Origin of the sequence: Staphylococcus sp. SM3655, assembly GCF_016917315.1 — a bacterium.
In the GTDB taxonomy this organism is placed as follows: domain Bacteria; phylum Bacillota; class Bacilli; order Staphylococcales; family Staphylococcaceae; genus Staphylococcus; species Staphylococcus aureus.
The window spans coordinates 2354316-2372426 of the sequence record NZ_CP070305.1; the positions used below are offsets into that span (position 1 = coordinate 2354316).

An 18111-nucleotide genomic window follows, 5' to 3' on the forward strand; every position below is an offset into this window, starting at 1 on the left:
GATAATTTGACCTAACAGTCTTATAATTATATTATCGTTTAATTAGGGAGGATGCAAGATGAGTGCTAGTTTGTACATCGCAATAATTTTAGTTATAGCAATTATTGCTTATATGATTGTTCAACAAATTCTTAACAAGCGAGCTGTTAAAGAATTAGATCAAAATGAATTCCATAATGGGATTAGAAAAGCTCAAGTCATCGATGTTAGAGAGAAAGTTGACTATGACTACGGTCACATTAATGGGTCTCGCAATATTCCTATGACAATGTTCAGGCAACGATTCCAAGGATTAAGAAAAGACCAACCGGTATACTTATGTGATGCCAATGGGATTGCTAGCTATAGAGCTGCTCGTATTTTGAAAAAGAATGGATATACAGATATCTATATGTTAAAAGGCGGCTATAAAAAATGGACTGGAAAAATAAAGTCTAAAAAATAGTTTTGTAAATTTAATATACGATTTAATAAAATCTGAGTGTTAATTGATCATCAATAACAATACTCAGATTTTAATTTTTTAACAAAGTCTGTTACTATATTTCTCTAGCTTCACTGATCATTAAACTTAGTTTCAGCATAATAAAGAAAGTTCAGCTCATTTTCAATACGATTCAATTACCGCAATCTAAAAAATGAAAAGACAATTTCTATGAAAGAATAATACCAAACCCTAAGAGTTATTACTTCGGTTTAGTTTTCTTGTTCAAATAGAAATTGTCTTTTTCAATTGATTTTGAAACCATTATCCTTAAATCTTCATACAAAGTTAGAATAATAATTCTCGGAATATGTGTTTAATACTTTATTTTTCCTGTTTAAGATTTTCAAACTTTAATATTGGTTTACGAGCAGCTGTAGCTTCGTCTAATCGATCAATCACAGTTGTATGTGGTGCTTCTAGCACCTTATCAGGATCATTTTTAGCTTCTTCAGCAATACTAATTAATGTATCGATAAAATAATCAAGTGTTTCTTTAGACTCTGTCTCAGTCGGTTCAATCATCATACCTTCTTCAACATTTAATGGGAAGTATATTGTTGGTGGATGTACACCGAAATCTAATAATCGCTTAGCCATGTCTAAAGTACGTACACCAAATTCTTTTTGACGCACACCACTTAATACAAACTCGTGTTTACAATATTGTTTATAAGGTATTTCAAAGTGTTCAGATAAACGTGCTTTAATATAATTTGCATTAAGAACCGCTGCTTCAGAAACCTCTTTAAGTCCAGTTGCTCCCATAGTTCGAATATACGTATAAGCTCTTAAGTAAATACCAAAGTTACCATAAAATGGTTTTACACGTCCGATAGAATTTTTAATGTCATTATCATATTTAAATTTGTCGCCATCTTTAATAACCATTGGCTTTGGTAAGTAACTTGCTAGTTCTTTTACTACACCGACTGGACCTGAACCAGGACCGCCACCACCATGTGGACCAGTAAATGTTTTATGCAAGTTTAAATGAACAGCATCAAATCCCATATCTCCTGGGCGAACTTTGTCCATAATAGCGTTTAAATTCGCACCATCATAATATAATAGACCCCCAGCATTATGGACGATTTCACGGATTTCCATAATATTTTTTTCGAAAATACCTAAAGTGTTTGGATTAGTTAACATAATAGCTGCTGTATTTTCATTTACAACACGTTTCAAGTCATCAATATCAACTTCGCCACGTTCGTTTGATTTTACAGTAACTGATTTAAATCCTGCAAATGAAGCTGAGGCTGGATTCGTACCATGCGCAGAATCTGGCACAATGACTTCATCACGATGACCTTCACCATTATTCTCATGATAAGCTTTAAATATCATCAATGCAGTCCATTCACCATGTGCGCCAGCAGCTGGTTGTAATGTCACCTCATCCATACCAGTAATTTCTTTTAATTCTTCTTGCAAACTATAAATAATTTCTAATGAACCTTGAACTTGGTCTTCATCTTGTAATGGATGTGATTCACTAAATCCTGGTATTCTAGCAACCTTTTCATTAATTTTAGGGTTATACTTCATCGTACATGAACCTAATGGATAAAATCCGTTGTCTACACCGAAATTTTTATTTGAAAGTTCAGTATAATGACGTACTAAGTCTAGTTCAGCAACTTCAGGAAACTCCGCTTTGTTTTTACGAATAAATTTATCATCTAACAATGACTCAACAGAATTTGTTTTAATATCACTTTTTGGTAATGAATATGCATATCTGCCTTCACGAGATCTTTCAAAAATTAATGGACTTGATTTACTAGTCATTTAACTCACCAGCCTTTTCTACAAATGTATCGATTTCATCTTTTGTTCTTAATTCAGTTACAGCTATTAACATGTGATTTTTAAAGTCGTCTGAAACAACACCTAAATCAAAACCACCGATAATATTGTACTTCACTAATTCCTCGTTAACTTGTTGAATTGGTTTGTCAAATTTGACTACAAACTCATTGAAAGATGTACCATCTAATACTTCAAAACCTTTTTTAATAAATTGTTGTTTAGCATAGTTAGCATGTTCTATATTTTGAACTGCAATATCATAGATACCTTGTTTACCAAGTGCTGACATTGCAATTGATGACGCTAAAGCATTTAATGCTTGGTTAGAACAAATATTAGATGTCGCTTTATCGCGTCGAATATGTTGTTCACGTGCTTGTAATGTTAATACAAAGCCACGATTACCTTCATCATCTTGTGTTTGACCGACTAATCTACCTGGCACTTTACGCATTAACTTTTTCGTCGTTGCAAAATATCCACAATGTGGCCCACCGAATTGAGCAGGAATTCCGAATGGCTGAGTATCACCTACAACAATATCTGCACCAAATGAACCTGGAGGTGTAAGTAATCCCAATGCTAATGGATTTGCATATACGATAAATAATGCTTTTTTATCTTCAATAAAGCTTTGAATCTTTTCAAGATCTTCAATTGAACCGTAAAAGTTTGGATATTGTACTGCAACAGCTGCTGTTTCATCATCCACTGCTGCTTCTAATTTTTTCAAATCTGTAACAGTGCCATCTAAATCGATTTCCACTACTTCGAATTCCTTACGCGTCTTAGCATAAGTATGAAGTACTTGTAATGCTTGATAATGTAAACCTTTTGAGACTACAATTTTATTTTTCTTTGTTTGACTAAATGCTAAGATACATGCTTCAGCAAAGCTAGTCATCCCATCATACATAGAAGAATTTGCTACATCCATATCTGTTAATTCACAAATTAAAGTTTGGAACTCAAAAATGGCTTGTAATTCACCTTGAGAAATTTCCGGTTGATATGGCGTATATGCTGTGTAAAATTCTGATCTTGAAATCATAGCATCCACAACTGATGGCGCGTAATGATCATAAACACCAGCACCCAAAAATGATGTATGCGTTTCTTTAGTGATATTCTTGCTTGCAATGCGATTTAATCTTCTAAGTAACGTTGTTTCCGCTTCGCCTTCAGCAATATTTAAATCTCTATTTAATAAAATGTCACTTGGTACATCACCGAATAATTCTCCTATAGATTTTGCACCAATTGTTTGTAACATTTCTTGCTTGTCTTTTTCAGTTAAAGGTATATAACGATGACTCACAATGCACACCCCTTTTTAATTATTTATCAATTTGATTTTTCTTAACAATTTTCGCTTTTAATTGACGCTTACGAACTTGAACAAGCAACTCTCTACCCATTTCAAACTCATCTCTTTTTATCATTGCAAGTGCAATTGATTTTCCTGATGATGGAGACTGTGTTCCTGAAGTTACTTCTCCAATAATATTTCCATCTAAATCCATAACTTCATAACCAGTTCTTGCAATTCCTTTTTCAAGTAATTCTAATCCCACTGTTCTTCTTGGTGCACCATTTTCTTTTTGATCTTTTAATACAGATTTACCAATAAAATCAGCATCAATTAATGGTTTACTTGCAAAAGCGATACCACCTTCATATGGTGTAATTGATTCAGTTAAATCTTGTCCATGTAATGGCAATCCAGCCTCTAATCTTAATGTATCACGAGCGCCTAACCCACATGGCATAACATTATACTCTAATAAACCATCCCAAATTTTTTCAGTATCATCGATATTACAATAAATTTCAAACCCATCTTCACCTGTGTAACCTGACTGAGATAAAATGACGTTTGCTCCAAATAATTTGACACCCTGTTTAAATTCAAACATTTTCATTTCAGTTACATCTTCATCAACTAATTGATTAATTAAATCTCTAGCTTTTGGTCCTTGTATTGCTAATTGACCATATTGGTTTGATACATTTTGTACTTCAACATCAAATTTCTCTTTGTGTTTTAAAATCCAATTAAAATCTTTTTCAGTGTTAGCAGCATTAACAACTAATAAATAATTGTCGTCAGCTAATTTATATATTACTAAATCATCAATAATACCGCCTTCTTCATTACATAAAGCAGTATATAATGCTTTTGAAGTAGTTAAATTATCAGTATCATTTGATAATAAATATTGCACAAACTGACTAGCATCTTTACCTGTTACTTCAATTTCACCCATATGACTAACATCAAACAGGCCAATTTCGTATCGAACAGCATTATGCTCCTCTTTAATACTTGAAAATTGAACAGGCATCGCCCATCCTCCGAATTCCACAATTTTTGCACCTCTATCAACATAATTTTGATATAAAGGTGTTTGTTTTAAATCACTTGACATTGAAATACCCCCTTAAAATTATAAAAACAGGATAGCAATCGCTACCCTGTTTATAAATCACCAATTCAGGAACGCGTTACAGTATTATCCTTTTGCCTGAGAGTTTCGTAATAAATTACTTGCACCTTCGGCGATAGAGTCTTAACGCTCTATTCTCTCTAATACTGATCACTCGCTTTTATTAAATTTAGCAATTCATAATATATTTCTGAAATTGATAGCAAATGACTATCAAATTTCTTGAATGCGATTTCATTATATCTTAAATTCCGCGAGCAATACAAGTCATTTAACTGCTTGATTGTCTTATTATTTGCATTAGGTCGATGTGGGTCATCATTGATTCGACTATATATAATATCAATATTACAATCTAACCAAATAATGTTTTTTTGATTTTTCAAAAAATTAAATGCCTCTTCACTCTCAATAATACCACCACCAGTAGCAATTATATCTGCAGTGTTAATACATTCTTGCAAACATGTGAACTCTAAATTCCTGAAATATTGTTCACCATGTTTACTAAATATTTCTGGTATTGTTAACTTATACTTCTCTTCGATATATGAATCTATATCAATAAATGATAAATTTTGCTCATCTGCAACGTATTTACCAATCGTAGATTTACCGGTACCCATGAAACCAATTAAAATTATTGGTGATTTGTCATGATTCATGCGTTTTCCCTTCTTTCAATAACAAAACAATCTTATAGTTATAGTCAGTTTCAATATTATATAATGTCTTTAATTTTAAACTATATTGACTGATATAAAAAGTGAAAATGGAAAAATAAATTGCTGTTAGCATCAATAAGAACGGCGTAACATATCCTTTTTCTTTATATAAATCAAAATTAATAAATTATTTCACATCCTTTTTAATAGTACTCATTTAAATACTAGTAAGTTATACATAAATAGTTTTAGTCTGCACATTTGTACCGACTTTAACTGTTATCGTTATTTTAATAATGGATTTATAGTAGATATTTGCAGTAAATGAAGTAACATTATTAATCATTGTTATATTTCCTCTGTCATTTACAACTTTAATAATTTTATTATTTATTAATTTGTATTCGATCATTTCTTCACCTTTATGTAAAATGATACGCTGTTGCCTAAGTTCAATATCGTTTCTATCTACTCCTTTAAAATCCTCTAGAATATCTCTTGAGAAAAATTCGAAATCTACAGTTGTTAATTCCCTACTTTCAATTAGAAAAGTTTTGCTAAGTCTAATTAAGTCTGGAACAATTAGTAAAGTTATACTTATAACCATCATCGCTACTAACATTTCAATGAGCGAAAAAGCTTTGACATTAATACTGTATACATGTCTTTTGATAAGAAGTGGTATTTTTTGAAATAGCACAAATTTGTTGGTCACTTTGCTTAATATCATACTTCCCTATAGTTACCCCCTTCTTAAGTTCTTCTTTATTAATTTTAGATACAGTCGTCAAAATTACTTTAGAAGCATCAATTGTTTGTAGTTTATGGTTTATACTCGCTTGCATTTGATTCATCATTGGTATCAATAGTAATGTAATCAATCCAATTAGCAAAAATCCAGCCATACTATCTATTAAGAATGATCCTTTACACTTATAGCTTTTCATAACGAATTCTGCCTTTTTCAATATGGAATATTATTCTATAAATTGAATTGTTATTGTCAATTGTTATACTACCAAATTTATTGATATTCCCTTTTTTATCAAAGGCAATAATATCAACTTTTGCAACATTAATTATTTTGCCTACTTTTAATTTTAGAAATCGTATTTTATTATTCTCTATTACTTTAATAGTGTCACTGTTTTCATAAAATCTAACATTGATATATCCTTGATTTGCTATAGCTTGCGACTTAATATAATTCAATTCAGTAATAAAAGAAATGATATTTGCCTCATCATCTATTACTCTAAGATTGCTTAATCCTTTAGATGTCATTGTCAAAAGTAGAAATATACTGATTAACATCATTACCACAAGCATCTCAATCATAGTAAATGCTGACAGCTTTCTAATTTGCAACTGCTTCTCCATTACTAATTGTTATTGTCTCTCCTGATTTACATGTCTTTTGTGCTTCTTTTATAAAACCATCTGCAATTAAGTCTTCAATAGACGATGGATTTCTATTATGTTTCAATGCATACGCTTCAATTTGACTATTAACCATTTTTACCTGTGCATTACAACCTGTTGATTGTATGTGAGCAGTTTGTTTAGCAATATTTGGAATGATTAAAATTAATAATAAACTGATGATTAATAACACTAATAGCATCTCTATCAATGTAAACGCTTGAGTTTTCTTAAGAAATTTAAACATATATTAACCTCCATTATTTTATACTTTGCATCAATTGAAACATTGGTAACATAATTACTAAATAAATTGCGACAATAAATAAACCTAAAATCAAAAATAAAATAGGCTGTAAAAACTGAGTCTGTTTTATCGCTTTATCTTCTATTTGTTTTACTAATATTTGCGAATATAACTTTAGTTCTACTTCTAGCTTCCCTCTCTTTTCACCTTGTAGCACAAACTTAATTAATTGAGGCTTAAAGCATTTTAGTTTTTCTAAAATTTGAGGCAAACCATATCCCATTTCTGAATAAGTTAATAAGTATTTACCTAGAAACTGTCTAAATGGATCACTACTATGGTTAATATAAACGTCTACTATTGATTGAAGTGTAATACCATTTTTATAAAACAACACTAATTCATTAGTTACAAAATAAGTTTTAAATAATTGGAAATAGCCTGATATTAGCGGTAGTTTCATCACAAAGTTTATCTTATTGAGCATATTTAAATTGTTATAAATTAATTTCATAATAATAGCCAACATAGATACTATTATGAGCATTACTACAATTATAGTAGGTAAGCTGGTAATGAAAAAAGACAATGTTTTTTGAAAAGAAGATAGTTGAATATTCATAGAAGTATATAATTGTTGAAACTGTGGAATTACTGTGAGGTTTAATATAATAATCATAGCAATAAAGATAGAAACTAGTATTAAGGGGTATTGCAGTGTCTTTAACAATCGTTGTTCTGACTTTCTATTCACTTTCATATAATTTACGGTTTCTTCTAGAACGTCTATAATATTGCCAAATCTTTCTGCCAAATATACTTGCATGACGATAGTATCGCTATAACCTATCAGTGATAATATTTGATTGCATGGTGCACCATTTGAAATTTCACTTAGAATGGTGGTACCTAATTGCTTATTTTTATATGTCATTTGAAGATTTAAAAATTGAAAACTTTGATACAGAGTGAAACCATATTTCAACAAATTACATAAATTTGAAAGTAAATCGATTTGTTGGGCCTTACTTAATTGTCGCTTCTTAGAATGTAGTTTAAATGTATTTATCCATTGTAGTTTCACAAATGACACCTGCTTTTGTCATATCATCAAGTTTATCTTCTAAGTTCTTAAATGATGATGGTAATGAATGATTATGGGAAAAGAAATATCGGAGTTGTTGCTGAGATAGAATTTCACATACTAATTGTCGCTGTTGCTTAATAGTAGTTACAAGTCGTTGGTTTATAATTAAGTTAGTTGCCTGTATCAATTCTTGTACAGAAATGCCCATTTCTAATAGCCTTAAAATAGCACCTTTACAATCAGTTGCATGCAATGTAGTCAGAACAAGGTGACCACTTAAACTAGCCTGTATAACACACTTGGCAACATCTTTATCTCTGATTTCACCTATTAAAATAACATCAGGATCACATCTTAAAATAGCTTTAAACGAATTTACATAGTTAATACCAGCTTTATCATTCACATTAATTTGGACGATACCAGGAATTTGCATCTCTACAGGATCCTCTATAGAAATTACATTTAAATTCAAGGCTTTATTCGCGTATGAGACCATTTGATACATTAATGTACTCTTTCCTGAACCAGTTGGCCCACTAAACAATAGTAATCCTTGTTTCTTATTCATGAGGTGTTTAAAATCATTGAATTTATAAGTTGATTTCTGTTGTTGAAAAAATTGAGGTACAATTCTGATAACACAACTTTCTTGGCCAAGTGACAATGGTAAAGTTGATATTCTCAAAAAATATATTTTATTGAAATGGTAACTATATCGACCGCTCTGTGCGACTTGCTGTGTAGAAACATCAAGCCCAGCTTGAAACTTCATATAAACTAATAACTTTTGATAAATGCTATTCCCAATTTGTTCATACTGCTCCAAGTTATCATTAATTCTAAATTTAATACTTACTTCATTTTTAACTGGAATAAAATGTACATCACTCGCTTTCATTTCTATCGCTTTATTAATTATTTCTTGAAATAGAATCTTCAAAAAAACACCTCCTACATATAATCACGTAGGAGGTGTTTTTATTACTTCAATTTAACCGTGTAAAAATGGATTTAATTGTTCATCATCAACCGTCGTATATGGACCATGTCCAGGGAATAAAGGTAAATCGCCTTCTAATTCAAATATTTTATCTTGAATAGAATCAACTAGCGTTTCATAATCACCTTTATATAAATCTGTACGTCCGATTCCATTATTAAATAATGTATCTCCAACAACTGCGAATTCATCGAACACATATGTTAAACTTCCTGGTGAATGTCCAGGTGTGTGTAACACATTAAACTTAAATCCTTCTATTTCTGTGCTACCTTCGTTTAACTTTTCAGGAGTTACCTTACTTGTAATAATTGGTAATCCATATTGCTTAAATTTATCTGCCCCATTTTTAACGGGATCTTTTAGAAAATCAAACTCTGCTTCATGCATATAAACCGGGACATCGAATCGATCAACTATATCATCGACTGCTCCGATATGATCAAAGTGTGCATGTGTTAATAAAATAGCTTTTAACGGTTTATTTATTTGGTTTAATTTTTTAATAATTTTTTCACTTTCACCTGAAGGGTCAATCAGAATAACAGCTTTGTCATTTTCGATGAAATACGTATTAGTATCAACTAAGCCTAAAGTTAAGCTTGAAATCCTCATAGGTTTTCACCACTATTTTCTAAATGTTTTTGTACTGATGTTAGTTTATCATTCATTTTTCTAGATTTGTCTCGTCGGTCATCAATACGGATATTTGTACAAACTCTACTTAAACCTTTATCAAAAGGTAATTCATGTATCACTTGCACAACTTCTAATACATCGCTTAATTCACCTTCAATTAGAGTATTCATTGGTGTTAATTGAAAATCAATTTTACCCATTGCTTTATATTCTTGAAGTTTTTTCTGAATATCTGCAATATATTTACTAACACTCGGACCTTCCGTTCCAACTGGAATAACAACCACATCAACAATAGCCATTATTTTACCCCCTCTTTATCTAATACATAGGTCTTGATTAATCCTGCTGCTCCTGTAATACCTGCATCATTACCTAATTTCGCTTGTACAATTTCAGTTTCAAATTGAGCAGGTGCAAATGTTAAATTATGATATTCTGTTTTAATATTTTCAATTAAAATAGGTCCTGCAGTAGACATTCCTCCACCTAGAACGATATATTTCGGATTACTTGTAACACTAATAATACTACATAAATATCCAATATAGTTTGCAACCTTTTCAGTAATGAAAATACAGAATTGGTCACCAGCTTTTGCCGCATCAAAAACAGCTTTTGCTGTAACCTTATTTTCTTTAATCAATTCTAATATAGAAGATCTAAACGTCAACTTCGGATAGTAGAAGTTAACTAAGTTAACAACGCCTGTCGCTGAAGCAACTGTTTCAATACATCCAGAACGACCACAATTACATTTAAATCGTTGATCGAAGTCTGCTCTAAAATGACCTATTTCTGCGCCAGAGCCATTATGACCATGTACGATTTCACCATTTGAAATAATTCCTCCACCTAGACCTGTACCAAGTGTGATGGCAACAACATCATCGGCACCTTCACCAGCACCTTTGTGTTTCTCCCCTAAAGCAGCTATGTTAGCATCATTATCTACATACACTGGACAATCAACGAATTGTTCAAAAATCTCACGTACATTAACTTTTTCTGGCCAATATAAGTTTACTGCTCCATTTACTGTACCTTTTTCAAAGTCAACAGGACCTGGTACACCAATACCTACGCCAAGTACATTTGAAAAATTATAATTATTTTCATTTACTTTTTCAACAAACGAATCATAAATTCCTTTCAAAAGTGTATATCCTGTACTATCAGATGTATCAGTGTGAATAGACCATTTATGTAATTGTTCTAATTCAGGTGTGAAAATACCTAATTTACAAGTCGTCCCGCCTACATCAGCTGCTAAAATAATTTTTGTCATTTCTGTTCATTCCTTCTCTGATTAATTATCAACGTACATTTCAAATATTCTTCCTTAGATAACAGTTCATATTGATACAATGATGAAATCTCCTGTTGAATCATTTCGTACATATCTTCTGGATTTTTAAAATATATTAGAAATCCGTAACTTTTCAATAACTGTTGTACATCATAAAAGTTATTTATTTTTCGACTCATTTGATTTAGTCAACTCTTTTTCTAAGTTAATATAATCTGTATTTTTAGGGTCTGCATTTAATGCTTTACGCACATATTTTAATGCTTTTTCATCATCATTTAATGAACGATTTGCTATCGCTAACTCAAAATTTAATAAACCTGATTTAGGAAACATTCTAAGTCCTCGCTCCCATTCTGTCATACCTTCAGACTTAGAATTGATAGTAGCCATAATCATACCACTTAAATAATATGTTTGATCATCGGCATAATTTTTATTTATTGTCTGCTTCACAATATTTTGAGCATTATCATAATTACCACTAGTCATATCATCTTTGATCAATTTATTATAAATATTATCTTCTTTAATTGTAAAAATTCTAATTTGAAGTGCAATAAATATAACAAGCATACCAATTAGTAAAATCCAAAAAATATTACGATTCACTTTATAGTAATAGCCAATTAAAGTTATTAATAAACCACCAATGAATCCTCCAATATGCGCCACAATATTTATATTTGACATAAACAGAGAAACACCAACTAATATCACTAATGCAATTAATAACTGTCCTAACATTTTTTTGTTAAATGTTTTTGAAACATACATCATCGCAAAAATTGATCCAATCAGACCAAATATAGCACCACTAGCCCCAACTGAAATTGTAGTCGTATTAAATGATAGTGATACAAAGTTTCCAAACAACCCTGCAATAAAGTATACAGTTAACATCCGCCATGAACCAATAATTGCTTCGACTATTTTACCAAAAATAAATAATGAAAGCATATTCATAAGTATATGTTCAAAACTAAAATGTAAAAACATCGATGTAACAATTCGATACCATTCACCATGTACGACATTAAAATGCACTAACCCGCCAACATCTAATAATTTTACATCCGAAAAATTATTTAAATATAAAATCATACATAACCATATTAAGACATTTACAAATATTATTGTGTATGTTGCCGGTGAAAATTTCTGCATATATTTATCTAAAAAGTTATCGGTTAATACTTTGCGTTTATAGAACATATATGTCTTTTTATCATTATCTTCTGAAATAAGTCTAGCCAAAAATATATTCGGCATATGCTTTATCAAATCTTTTGTGTGTCTTATAACATTGAATTTAATTCTAATTGGCGAAACTTCATTTAATTGTTCTTCTGAAAATTCCGATTCTGTAAAATAATAAAATTCAAAACTTTGTGGTTCGAAAGAAATAAAATTTGCTATTTCATCTTTGTGTTCAAGCACTTTCGCTTTGTCAAAACGTATTTCTTGGGTAGACTTGATATGTTGTTTAAAAATGACTACTTGTTTTTTTCTTTTATGGGCTAACCAAATTTCTTGGTCATCTTTTTCCCTACTGACAATATCAAAATTCAAGTACCTAATCCAATAATATATTGTTTTCCAAAATTGTTTGTCTATGTTCATTTAGTCCTCCACTATGCTGATTGATATATAATCAATTTATCGACTGGTTGATCGAATGATTCCGGTTCAAATGATGTTATTTGAAAATCGTATAATAAGCTTATTGTCTTTGTCTGATAATTAGCTAAAAACCTGTCGTAATAGCCACCACCATACCCAATTCTATATCCATCGTCTTGAAATCCAACACCAGGAACAACAATTAAATCTAGGTTATTCGTTGTTTCACCTTTTGAAGTTGGATAGTAAATCCCCTTATTATCGACATCAATATCTTTGAGATTAAATATTTCTTTAAAAGTCATTTGATGATTTAAATAATCCATTTTCGGTACAAAAATACGTTTATGATCCATTAAGGCTTGTTCAATAATAGAAAAAGTATCTACTTCATGATTAAAAGAAAGAACTAGCGCAATTGCGTTTGCTTCTTTGTATTCTTCAGTTGCAAAAAATTGATTTCTTAACCATGTGTCTGCTTTTCGCTTTTCAGCTTTATTAAAATTCTTCATTTTATGTAAAATGTATTTTCTAATCTCATTTTTAGTCACATTATCACCCACTTTATTCAATTCTATTATATCGTTAATAACAATACATGTCATTATGTTGTCATGATGAATTATGCGACAATTCTAAAATTTATTATTTCAATTGAAAATCTTTTATCATTTCATACGTGTGCATAATTAAAAAGGTGAAACCTCTTATTTTGAGATTTCACCTTTTTTATTGTTAATTTAAATTTAATTTTAATGATTATTTTGTTTCACGGTGTAAAGTTTGTTTGTTTTCACGTGAACAGAATTTCTTCATTTCAACACGTTCTGGATTATTTCTTTTGTTCTTAGTTGTAATGTAGTTTCTGTCACCACATTCCGTACAAGCTAAAGTTACGTTTACGCGCATGGTTATTCCTCCTTATCATTTCTAAATACGACTTTATTATTATACCAACATCTATAATATTTGCAAAGTTAAAATTTTACAACCATGCGCTACACAATCGTCAGGTTAAATTTTATTTGTCTTTGTCTTTATTTTTATCATCTTTACCTAACTGCTTAAAGTAGTAGTTAATTACATCTCTACCTAAGTCTCCACCTGTTAACCATGGTGGTGGTACAGGCTGATTTGTATATACAATTGAAAACGCTAATTTTGGATCATCAATTGGCGCGTATCCTATATAAGTAGAGTTAACTCTTGGCTCTCCGTTTTGGAACACTTCAGCGGTACCCGTTTTACCAGCAGTAGGTACTACTGTATCTTTAAAACTAACATATCCAGTACCATCTTTATCATTAAATGCCATTTTGAATCCTTCTTGAATTTGTTTGATTTCCTTTTCAGTATTATTAACCTTGTTCAAGACAGTGCCATTAATTTTCTTCTTGAGTGGACCAACCTCATCTTTATTAGTTGATTCATGAATCGTTAATCCAATGTGTGGCTGTATTCTATAACCATCATTCGCTATAGTTGAAACATATTGTGATAATTGTAATGGTGTATAGGTATCATATTGACCAATTGATAAATCTAGATAATTACCTGGATTATTTGTTAATGGTTCGATTTGACCTCTTGTTTCATTTGGTAAATCTATCCCTGTTTTCACACCTAAGCCTACTTGATTTAATCCTCTTCTTAGCTTTTGGGCAGGTGAACTTATGTCTGAAGGTAAAGCCATACCAGAATAATAAGGGTCTCCCGCTAATTTTAATGCTGTTTTAAACATATATACGTTTGATGAATGCATCAAAGCTTGCTTATCATTAATAGTTACATGCCCGTTTTTATTGAAGTATGATCGTTTTGTCAAACCACCTTGGAAATGTAATGGTTCATCGACCATTGTTTCTCCAACTTTGATAGCTTTATTCTGATAACCAGCTAATAATGTTCCACCTTTTACAGAAGATCCAACCGCAAATTGAGAAGTAAACGTACCAATGTCATAATCAGTCATTTTACCACTCTTATTAATCTGCTTTCCGGCAAGCGCAAGAATGTCTCCATTTTTAGGATTTTGTACAACCATCATTGCATTATCCATATCTTTGGCACCTTGACTGCGAAGCTTCTTAATTTGTTTATCTAATAATGCTTCTACTTCTTTTTGAAGATCTATATCGATCGTTAATTTCAAATCTTGACCGCGAGCGCCAGGATTTAACACTTCTGAAGATGTAACTTTACCAGATTTGTCCGTTGTGTATTTCATTTCTTTCTTCTTACCACGCAATACATCTTCATATTGATATTCTAGGTAAGATTTTCCAACACGATCATTGCGTGAATATCCTTTGGATAAGTAATGTTCTGTCAATTCTTTTGGAATACCTTCAGCAGGTGTCGATACATCTCCGAATATACCTCTTAAAGTATCGCCATATGGATATTTTCTATCCCAATCCATAGACGTGTTAACACCTGGTAATTTGGAAAGTTGCTGAGAAACTGCTGCATACTCTTTTTCACTGACATCTTCATTTTTTATCATTTGTGGATCTAAAACTGTTCCTGCATTCATCTCTCGAAAAATAGCTAAAACTTGTAAATCTTTAGAAGACAATTCATCTAATTGTGATTTTCCGATTTTCGATAACAGTTGTTTATCATATTGATCTTGTTTAATACTTCCATCTGCTAACATAGCTTGTTCTTTTGTCATCATTGCTTTTGCTTTTTTAGGATGCAACTGAATCCAGAAATCTTTCTTATCACGTTCTGTAATTTTCTTAGTATCCATCTTGATTAGCTTTGATAACTTTTCAGCCGTATCCAACATTTCCGATTGTGTTGTTTTTCGACCCCTAGTATATGTAATAGCCATTTTAGAAGCATTATCAACTAAAACTTTCCCATTTCTGTCTAAAATACGACCTCTTGGCACAGACTCATTCACTGTAATGTTTTCATCATTTTTTATAATTTGTTTATAATGTGAGCCTTGTGCGATTTGTAAATAACCTAAACGTAGTACTAGTACTGCAAAAATAAATACAATCACACCAAATATAAAGTTAATTCTCTTGTTAATTGTATTTTGAACGATTTCATCATTTGATTTTTCTTTTAGTCTTTTTAACAAAACTACCTACCTCTATTCAAAGTCTTTCACTTTAAATCATATATGAATTTAGAAATTATTTCTATCTTTTTGACAAAAAAATAACGGTCTCATTTAAGAGACCGAACAAGTAATCATACTTTATTTTGTTGCATTATATAATTCGTCAACTTTTTCCCAGTTAACTACATTCCAAAATGCGCCAATGTAGTCAGGGCGTTTGTTTTGATATTTTAGGTAATAAGCGTGTTCCCATACGTCTAAACCTAAAATAGGTGTTTTACCCTCAGTTAATGGATTATCTTGGTTTGGTGTAGTCACAATTTCTAACTGGCCATTGTTTACTACTAACCAAGCCCAACCTGAACCAAAGCGTGCAGCTGCTTTGTCAGCAAATTCTTTTTTAAATTCTTCTAAAGAACCCCATTGTTCTTTAATTTTTTCTACTACAGTACCTTTTTCTTCTGAGTTTGGTGAAAGTAACTCCCAGAATAATGAATGGTTTAAATGTCCACCGCCATTATTACGTACAGCAGTTTGGATGTTAGCTGGTACACTGTCTAAATTAGCAACAATTTCTTCAATAGATTTAGATTCTAAATCTGTACCTTCTACTGCAGCATTTAATTTCGTAACATACGTGTTATGATGTCTGTCATGGTGAATTTCCATAGTTTCTTTGTCAAAATGTGGTTCTAATGCATCAAATGCGTATGGTAATTTTGGTAATTCAAAAGCCATAAATAATCATCCTCCTAAAATGTCTGTAAGTAAATAATAACAAGCAGTGACTGGTTCAACAAAGAATTTGCTTAAATTCTACTACTTATTATTTTCTCTACTCATTTAATATAACTCAAATCAAAAATAATTAAACATTTTGTATATAAAAAGTTAACAGATTTGCCATAAAATCATACGAACGGAGTATGAAATGAACCATTATCTTCTATAATTTAAAAAATGAGATTTATGCATACATCTGACCAAATGTGCATAAATCTCATTTCTTTATATTAATCTTGGCAAGACTCACATACACCATAAACTTCAAGTTTGTGTTTGTGAATATTAACACCAGGTAGTGATAACTTTATCTGATCTATTGGACAATAATCTATTACCTTTGTATCTCCACACTTTTCACAGATAAAATGATGATGATGATGGTTTGTACAAGCGATTCTAAACTTCATTTCACCATCAAGTTCTGTATTTTCAATAATCCCTAAATCTTTAAATAAGTGCAGGTTTCTATATATTGTGTCGAATGAAATTCCAGGATAATTTTCATCCATAACTTGCTGTATATACTTTGCGTTTATATACTTATCTTCTTCGACAAAAATATCTAACATATCTTTACGTTTATCTGTATATTTTAAACCGTTCTCTTTTAAAATTTTAATAGCATCATTTGTATTCATTGATATTAGCTCCCTTTTTAAACTTCATTCGCATTTTCTGATAAGCCATTGTAATCATAAGTAAAATAACAAGTAGAACTACAATTACACCACCCGGAGAAATGTCCATATAGAAAGCTAGGACTAAGCCTAATATTACTGATAATTCACCTAAAAATACACTTAGTAATATCAATTGCTTAAAACTTTTTGTTATTCGCATACTTATTGCAATTGGTAACGTGATTAACGCACTTACTAACAGTATCCCTACAACACGCATTGAGGCAGAAATAACCATCGCTACAATAACAATAAATAAAAATTGAATCCATTTAGGAATGCCAATGACTTTACTATATTCCTCATCAAATGACAATATAAATAATTCTTTATAAAACAATGTAATAAACAGAACAACTATGATGGCAATGACAATAATCGTTGTTAAATCACTTATATTCACTGCGCTTATTGAGCCAAATAGCAATCCAACAATTTCTTGATTGAACCCATCAGCTAATGAAATGAAGATTGCACTCAAGGCGATACCAGCACTCATTATAATTGGAATAGCAATTTCTTGGTAAGCAGTGTATGACGTTCTTAATTTTTCAATTAGAAGCGCACCTACTATTGCGAATAAGATTCCAAACCACATTGGATTAATAAATACTAGTGTTGGCATAATAGTAAGTAAAAACATACCGAAGGATATACCACCTAAAGTTACATGACTTAGAGCATCAGCTATAAGTGATAGTCGTCTAACAACGATAAAAGCACCGATTAGAGGCGCAATAAAACCTATCAAGATACCACTAATTAAAGAGTACCTCATAAAATCAAAATTCAATAATGCATCTATCAATTGTGACACGCCTT

23 protein-coding genes and 1 riboswitch are annotated in these 18111 nt (G+C 31.0%); of the genes, 1 reads left to right on the plus strand and 22 read right to left on the minus strand.

From position 1 onward, the window contains the following. Positions 1–58 precede the first annotated feature (58 nt). On the plus strand, positions 59–445 hold the full coding sequence (locus JQN76_RS11445; protein ID WP_001276571.1) for a rhodanese-like domain-containing protein: 387 nt from the start codon (positions 59–61) through the stop codon (positions 443–445). A gap of 363 nt (positions 446–808) precedes the next feature. Here the strand turns inward: JQN76_RS11445 and gcvPB are convergent, their stop codons facing one another. From gcvPB to JQN76_RS11555, 22 genes are all read right to left on the minus strand, one after another. Then, positions 809–2281, minus strand: a complete 1473-nt coding sequence (gcvPB, locus tag JQN76_RS11450; protein ID WP_000202188.1) for an aminomethyl-transferring glycine dehydrogenase subunit GcvPB — start codon at positions 2279–2281, stop codon at positions 809–811. Further along, positions 2274–3620 carry an aminomethyl-transferring glycine dehydrogenase subunit GcvPA gene (gene gcvPA / locus JQN76_RS11455; RefSeq protein ID WP_000019691.1) on the minus strand — a complete coding sequence of 449 codons (1347 nt, stop codon included), beginning with the start codon at positions 3618–3620 and terminating at the stop codon, positions 2274–2276. The genes gcvPB and gcvPA overlap by 8 nt, the downstream gene beginning before the upstream one ends. 19 nt (positions 3621–3639) lie before the next feature. Further along, positions 3640–4731 (minus strand): glycine cleavage system aminomethyltransferase GcvT, encoded by a 1092-nt coding sequence (gcvT, locus tag JQN76_RS11460; protein ID WP_000093349.1) that lies wholly within the window; start codon positions 4729–4731, stop codon positions 3640–3642. 74 nt (positions 4732–4805) lie between these two features. Further along, positions 4806–4903: riboswitch (glycine riboswitch) on the minus strand. Next, positions 4890–5414 (minus strand): shikimate kinase, encoded by a 525-nt coding sequence (locus JQN76_RS11465; protein ID WP_001015121.1) that lies wholly within the window; start codon positions 5412–5414, stop codon positions 4890–4892. Its footprint overlaps the riboswitch before it by 14 nt. Next, complete coding sequence (locus JQN76_RS11470) at positions 5404–5550, minus strand: hypothetical protein (RefSeq protein WP_001789879.1); 147 nt, start codon at positions 5548–5550, stop codon at positions 5404–5406. Before JQN76_RS11470 ends, JQN76_RS11465 begins: the two co-directional genes overlap by 11 nt. A gap of 96 nt (positions 5551–5646) precedes the next feature. After that, positions 5647–6144 (minus strand): competence type IV pilus minor pilin ComGF, encoded by a 498-nt coding sequence (locus JQN76_RS11475; RefSeq protein ID WP_029694050.1) that lies wholly within the window; start codon positions 6142–6144, stop codon positions 5647–5649. Further along, positions 6062–6361 carry a hypothetical protein gene (locus tag JQN76_RS11480; RefSeq protein ID WP_000844413.1) on the minus strand — a complete coding sequence of 100 codons (300 nt, stop codon included), beginning with the start codon at positions 6359–6361 and terminating at the stop codon, positions 6062–6064. Before JQN76_RS11480 ends, JQN76_RS11475 begins: the two co-directional genes overlap by 83 nt. After that, positions 6348–6794: a competence type IV pilus minor pilin ComGD gene (gene comGD, locus JQN76_RS11485; RefSeq protein WP_072433556.1), complete on the minus strand. Its 447-nt coding sequence runs from the start codon at positions 6792–6794 to the stop codon at positions 6348–6350. The genes JQN76_RS11480 and comGD overlap by 14 nt, the downstream gene beginning before the upstream one ends. Continuing rightward, positions 6772–7083, minus strand: coding sequence for a competence type IV pilus major pilin ComGC (comGC, locus tag JQN76_RS11490; protein ID WP_000472256.1), 312 nt, complete (start codon positions 7081–7083; stop codon positions 6772–6774). Before comGC ends, comGD begins: the two co-directional genes overlap by 23 nt. A 13-nt stretch (positions 7084–7096) precedes the next feature. Further along, entirely contained in the window at positions 7097–8167 is a 1071-nt protein-coding gene (gene comGB / locus JQN76_RS11495) for a competence type IV pilus assembly protein ComGB (RefSeq protein WP_000776421.1), read from the minus strand. Continuing rightward, positions 8139–9113 (minus strand): competence type IV pilus ATPase ComGA, encoded by a 975-nt coding sequence (comGA, locus tag JQN76_RS11500; protein ID WP_000697220.1) that lies wholly within the window; start codon positions 9111–9113, stop codon positions 8139–8141. The genes comGB and comGA overlap by 29 nt, the downstream gene beginning before the upstream one ends. Positions 9114–9164: 51 nt before the next feature. Continuing rightward, on the minus strand, positions 9165–9788 hold the full coding sequence (locus JQN76_RS11505; protein WP_001223008.1) for an MBL fold metallo-hydrolase: 624 nt from the start codon (positions 9786–9788) through the stop codon (positions 9165–9167). Continuing rightward, positions 9785–10114, minus strand: coding sequence for an MTH1187 family thiamine-binding protein (locus JQN76_RS11510; RefSeq protein WP_001018871.1), 330 nt, complete (start codon positions 10112–10114; stop codon positions 9785–9787). The genes JQN76_RS11505 and JQN76_RS11510 overlap by 4 nt, the downstream gene beginning before the upstream one ends. Next, the gene (locus JQN76_RS11515; RefSeq protein ID WP_000161314.1) at positions 10114–11100 is read right to left on the minus strand and encodes an ROK family glucokinase; all 987 of its coding nucleotides are present in this window, start codon (positions 11098–11100) and stop codon (positions 10114–10116) included. Before JQN76_RS11515 ends, JQN76_RS11510 begins: the two co-directional genes overlap by 1 nt. Then, positions 11097–11300 (minus strand): YqgQ family protein, encoded by a 204-nt coding sequence (locus JQN76_RS11520; RefSeq protein ID WP_000087561.1) that lies wholly within the window; start codon positions 11298–11300, stop codon positions 11097–11099. Before JQN76_RS11520 ends, JQN76_RS11515 begins: the two co-directional genes overlap by 4 nt. Further along, positions 11281–12744 (minus strand): rhomboid family protein, encoded by a 1464-nt coding sequence (locus tag JQN76_RS11525; protein ID WP_001017867.1) that lies wholly within the window; start codon positions 12742–12744, stop codon positions 11281–11283. The genes JQN76_RS11520 and JQN76_RS11525 overlap by 20 nt, the downstream gene beginning before the upstream one ends. Before the next feature lie 11 nt (positions 12745–12755). Next, positions 12756–13295, minus strand: a complete 540-nt coding sequence (locus JQN76_RS11530) for a 5-formyltetrahydrofolate cyclo-ligase (RefSeq protein WP_000164546.1) — start codon at positions 13293–13295, stop codon at positions 12756–12758. A gap of 208 nt (positions 13296–13503) precedes the next feature. Further along, positions 13504–13653: a 50S ribosomal protein L33 gene (rpmG, locus tag JQN76_RS11535; protein WP_001265709.1), complete on the minus strand. Its 150-nt coding sequence runs from the start codon at positions 13651–13653 to the stop codon at positions 13504–13506. Positions 13654–13765: 112 nt separating this feature from the next. Beyond that, positions 13766–15841: a peptidoglycan D,D-transpeptidase FtsI family protein gene (locus JQN76_RS11540; RefSeq protein ID WP_000919772.1), complete on the minus strand. Its 2076-nt coding sequence runs from the start codon at positions 15839–15841 to the stop codon at positions 13766–13768. A 120-nt stretch (positions 15842–15961) separates the two neighbouring features. After that, positions 15962–16561 carry a superoxide dismutase gene (locus JQN76_RS11545; RefSeq protein ID WP_000863556.1) on the minus strand — a complete coding sequence of 200 codons (600 nt, stop codon included), beginning with the start codon at positions 16559–16561 and terminating at the stop codon, positions 15962–15964. A 275-nt stretch (positions 16562–16836) separates the two neighbouring features. Continuing rightward, entirely contained in the window at positions 16837–17247 is a 411-nt protein-coding gene (locus JQN76_RS11550; RefSeq protein WP_001095260.1) for a Fur family transcriptional regulator, read from the minus strand. Then, positions 17234–18097, minus strand: coding sequence for a metal ABC transporter permease (locus JQN76_RS11555; RefSeq protein WP_000564316.1), 864 nt, complete (start codon positions 18095–18097; stop codon positions 17234–17236). The genes JQN76_RS11550 and JQN76_RS11555 overlap by 14 nt, the downstream gene beginning before the upstream one ends. Positions 18098–18111 lie beyond the last annotated feature (14 nt).

Excerpts from the sequence above, each read along its gene's own strand:
- JQN76_RS11445 (WP_001276571.1), top strand. The coding sequence starts at position 59 with ATGAGTGCTAGTTTGTACATCGCAATAATTTTAGTTATAGCAATTATT.
- gcvPB (WP_000202188.1), bottom strand. The coding sequence starts at position 2,281 with ATGACTAGTAAATCAAGTCCATTAATTTTTGAAAGATCTCGTGAAGGC.
- gcvT (WP_000093349.1), bottom strand. The coding sequence starts at position 4,731 with ATGTCAAGTGATTTAAAACAAACACCTTTATATCAAAATTATGTTGAT.
- JQN76_RS11465 (WP_001015121.1), bottom strand. The coding sequence starts at position 5,414 with ATGAATCATGACAAATCACCAATAATTTTAATTGGTTTCATGGGTACC.
- JQN76_RS11475 (WP_029694050.1), bottom strand. The coding sequence starts at position 6,144 with ATGATATTAAGCAAAGTGACCAACAAATTTGTGCTATTTCAAAAAATA.
- JQN76_RS11480 (WP_000844413.1), bottom strand. The coding sequence starts at position 6,361 with ATGAAAAGCTATAAGTGTAAAGGATCATTCTTAATAGATAGTATGGCT.
- comGD (WP_072433556.1), bottom strand. The coding sequence starts at position 6,794 with ATGGAGAAGCAGTTGCAAATTAGAAAGCTGTCAGCATTTACTATGATT.
- comGC (WP_000472256.1), bottom strand. The coding sequence starts at position 7,083 with ATGTTTAAATTTCTTAAGAAAACTCAAGCGTTTACATTGATAGAGATG.
- JQN76_RS11505 (WP_001223008.1), bottom strand. The coding sequence starts at position 9,788 with ATGAGGATTTCAAGCTTAACTTTAGGCTTAGTTGATACTAATACGTAT.
- JQN76_RS11510 (WP_001018871.1), bottom strand. The coding sequence starts at position 10,114 with ATGGCTATTGTTGATGTGGTTGTTATTCCAGTTGGAACGGAAGGTCCG.
- JQN76_RS11515 (WP_000161314.1), bottom strand. The coding sequence starts at position 11,100 with ATGACAAAAATTATTTTAGCAGCTGATGTAGGCGGGACGACTTGTAAA.
- JQN76_RS11520 (WP_000087561.1), bottom strand. The coding sequence starts at position 11,300 with ATGAGTCGAAAAATAAATAACTTTTATGATGTACAACAGTTATTGAAA.
- JQN76_RS11525 (WP_001017867.1), bottom strand. The coding sequence starts at position 12,744 with ATGAACATAGACAAACAATTTTGGAAAACAATATATTATTGGATTAGG.
- rpmG (WP_001265709.1), bottom strand. The coding sequence starts at position 13,653 with ATGCGCGTAAACGTAACTTTAGCTTGTACGGAATGTGGTGACAGAAAC.
- JQN76_RS11545 (WP_000863556.1), bottom strand. The coding sequence starts at position 16,561 with ATGGCTTTTGAATTACCAAAATTACCATACGCATTTGATGCATTAGAA.
- JQN76_RS11550 (WP_001095260.1), bottom strand. The coding sequence starts at position 17,247 with ATGAATACAAATGATGCTATTAAAATTTTAAAAGAGAACGGTTTAAAA.